This window comes from Marinobacter sp. UBA2498 (assembly GCF_002341575.1).
Lineage (GTDB): Bacteria > Pseudomonadota > Gammaproteobacteria > Pseudomonadales > Oleiphilaceae > Marinobacter > Marinobacter manganoxydans.
On sequence record NZ_DDOI01000156.1, the window covers coordinates 1 to 2,188 of the forward strand.

The 2,188-nt window shown below is 57.4% G+C and carries 2 protein-coding genes and 1 pseudogene; 1 reads left to right on the plus strand and 2 read right to left on the minus strand.

The features are described from left to right. On the minus strand, nt 1-1,242 hold a 1,242-nt coding region (locus tag B2W52_RS21540), incomplete at its 3' end, for a THUMP domain-containing protein (protein ID WP_286804042.1). A 319-nt stretch (nt 1,243-1,561) separates the two neighbouring features. Here B2W52_RS21540 and rmf point away from each other — a divergent pair. Beyond that, nucleotides 1,562-1,774 carry a ribosome modulation factor gene (gene rmf, locus B2W52_RS21545; RefSeq protein ID WP_008172042.1) on the plus strand — a complete coding sequence of 71 codons (213 nt, stop codon included), beginning with the start codon at nt 1,562-1,564 and terminating at the stop codon, nt 1,772-1,774. Between the two features lie 172 nt (nt 1,775-1,946). Here rmf and B2W52_RS21550 read toward each other — a convergent pair. Continuing rightward, nucleotides 1,947-2,188: pseudogene (locus tag B2W52_RS21550) on the minus strand (quinone-dependent dihydroorotate dehydrogenase); the annotation flags it as partial.

The following is a 2,188-nucleotide window of genomic DNA, read 5'->3' on the forward strand; positions in this document are numbered from 1 at the left end:
CATGGCCGCGCGTTCCTCATTGGCAATCCGAGGGGTGACCTCACCGGGAATATCCGGGGTCCTCGGTGTCATTGCGCTCACTTCATTTACCTCGAACAGCAGCAACTGGGCGGGCAGCTTGCCGTTGAAAAGCCGGTATTGCTTGTAACTTCTCAATCCGATGGACTTGCCGAATTCCGGGGCTCCGGTAAATACACCGAGGCGCCAGCCTGGAACGCAGCGTTTAACCGCGTCGCCCAGTGCCTGGTACAAGCCGCCCAACTCCCTGCGCTCACTCAACCGCTCACCGTACGGGGGATTGGTTAGGACCAGCCCCTGATCAGACCAGTCGCCTTCCAGTTCCAGGGCATCGACTGCGCGAGCCTCAACGTGCACAACATTCTCCAGACCTGCCCTCTGGATGTTTTTCCAGGCGGTCCCGATGACCCGGCTATCCTGGTCAAAGCCCGCCATTCTCGGGATCCGCCCTTGCTTGCCCTCGTGGGCGCGACGCTCCGCCTCCTGGCGCAGCGATAACCAGAGCTCCGGCTGATGGCCCGGCCACTTCTCGAAACCGAACCGTTCCTGCTTGCGGCCGGGCGCCATATCCAGCGCCATCATGGCAGCTTCAACCACAAGGGTGCCTGAACCGCACATCGGGTCCACGAAATCGCCGCCGGCGGCGGCAATCTCCGGCCAGCCCGCTCGCATCAGCAATGCCGCGGCCAGGTTTTCCTTCAGGGGTGCCAGGCCCTGATCCGTACGATAGCCGCGCATGTGCAGACTGTGCCCGCTCAGATCAATGCCCAGGGACAAGCGGCCACGATTGAGTCGCGCGGAGACAATGACATCCGGGTTCTTGGCATCCACTGAAGGCCGCGGTCCGCCATTGGCCTGAAACCGGTCCACAATGCCGTCCTTGACCCTTTGAGCGCCATATTGCGTATTGCGGATGGCCTCGTTCTGACCGAGGAACGTAACGCGGAAACTGCCATGCACAGGAATGTGCTGCTGCCAGTCCATGTGAACAACGCCATCATAGAGCTGATCGCCGCTGTTGGCGTCCACTTCATCAATGTGAAGGATCACCCGGTTGGCGAGACGCGACCATAGACAGGCGCGATAACCACCCTCCAGAGAACCCTCCACCCAGACCCCGGCCGGGGCATTGCGTACGGTATCCAGACCAAAGGTGCTGAGCTCGTCCGCCAGTAGGTATTCCACCCCCTTCGGGCAGGTTACGAAAAATACAGATTTGGACAAGTTCAACTCCTGGTTGCTGGACGGCTTGAGGTAAGTTTCCGGAATAAAGGCTATTCCGAAAATCGCAGTAAAATTTTTAGTTCATATAACTATAAAAAAAGCGTCACATAGATGAAATAATTAGTGTACATCGGCTAAAGGTTCGACTTACCTTGTAAGTGACGCGTCGTTCCGGAAGGGTGCAAACCTTCCGTTAACAGGATCCTGACTGCTCTGGCTTGAGCTGACAATAGTGGGTTATCCCGGAGCGGATAACACTGGTCGCAGCCACTGCAGATGTGTACACGCTTGTTCTGTTAATCCATCAGTGAGGAACGGCATGAAAAGACAGAAAAGAGACATGTACGCTCGTGCATTCAAGCGGGGTTATCTCGCTGGCGTGTCCGGAAAATCCAAAGACAGCTGCCCGATTGAACAGGCGGAAGTTCGCCAGGAATGGCTGAACGGGTGGCGAGAAGGCCGCACAGATCAATGGGAGGGCATGACCGGCGTATCCGGCATCCATAAACTGGCTAACGTTACGACAGCGTGACGCCTCAACTAACCCCGATTCTTAATCTGATCTTTTTACATACAATTTGACGCAGTACTCAGAGCAACCCAAACGGGGCCTCCCGCCCCGTACCATGCGATGAAGCGCCACGGGGTTCATTCCCCGCTCGGGCCCGCTAAGCGGGCCCACCTTCGTTATGGGGCGCGGTAAATCACTTGACCTGCCGGATAGCCTCAACAGCCTCTTTAATAAGTTCAGGCCCCCGGTAAATAAAACCGGTGTAGATCTGGACCAGCTTGGCACCGGCCCGGACTTTCTCGGCTGCACTTTCACCGTCCATAATGCCGCCGACACCAATAATCGGTAGTGATTCCCCCAGTTCCGCGTAAAGCCCCCGGATGACCCTGAGAGAAGCCTCCCGCACCGGTGCGCCGCTGAGGCCACCAGCCTCAT

Excerpts from the sequence above, each read along its gene's own strand:
- rmf (WP_008172042.1), top strand. The coding sequence starts at position 1,562 with ATGAAAAGACAGAAAAGAGACATGTACGCTCGTGCATTCAAGCGGGGT.